General features: G+C 44.2%; 1 protein-coding gene. It reads left to right on the forward strand.

What is annotated here, in order from left to right:
- Window positions 1-774, forward strand: a 774-nt coding sequence (locus tag AWV70_RS21155) for a DUF1646 family protein (protein ID WP_235588799.1), incomplete at its 5' end; no start/stop codon positions are given.
- Window positions 775-857 lie beyond the last annotated feature (83 nt).

The raw sequence follows: 857 nt of genomic DNA on the forward strand, positions 1-857 counted from the left end.
AAAGGCATTAGCCGGATTCTGCCTTTCAGACTTTTTTTAGCGCTGATTATCATCCTCCTCGGAATCATTTCCAGCGTGATTACCGCCATCATAGCAGCTCTCGTTTTAGTGGCCATCGTCAGTGTTTTGGAACTCGATCGCACATCGGAAGTCCGCTTTGTCATCCTCGCCTGCTATTCGATTGGTATGGGCGCAGTATTGACACCGGTTGGTGAACCACTTTCCACGATTGCAACGAGTAAGCTGAATGAAGATTTCTTTTATCTGTTAAAGCTCATAGGACCGGATGTCATTCCTGGAATCATCGCTTTCGGCATATTGGCTATCATTCTGATTCATCCTACCAAAAAAGTGTGGGGCTTGAAGGCGAACCATGGGAAAGAATCGTTTGTGGATATCCTGATCAGAGGCTTTAAAGTGTATCTTTTCGTTATGGCCTTGACATTATTGGGTGCGGGATTCGAACCGTTCATTAAACGATTCTTGTTAGACATAAATCCATTCATCCTCTATTGGATCAATATGATTTCTGCTGTACTCGATAACGCGACACTGGCAGCCGCAGAAATTAGTAGCGAAATGGACGAGCCGACTATCAAAGCGATTTTGCTAGGTCTTCTGATCAGCGGCGGAATGCTTATTCCAGGAAATATCCCGAATATTATAGCAGCAGGTAAATTGAATATTAAAAGTGTTGAATGGGCACGATTCGGGGTGCCAATCGGATTAATTGCAATGGGTATCTATTTCATCGTGATTGTACTATTCGGATGAGAAAACGGCCAGCCACTAGGTGTTCCAGTGGCTGGCCGTTATTTTCATTTCTTTTTCGTTAGGCGTCCCAGAATGAATGCTCC

It is taken from the genome of Sporosarcina koreensis (assembly GCF_001531445.1).
GTDB classification, from domain to species: Bacteria; Bacillota; Bacilli; order Bacillales_A; family Planococcaceae; genus Sporosarcina; species Sporosarcina koreensis_C.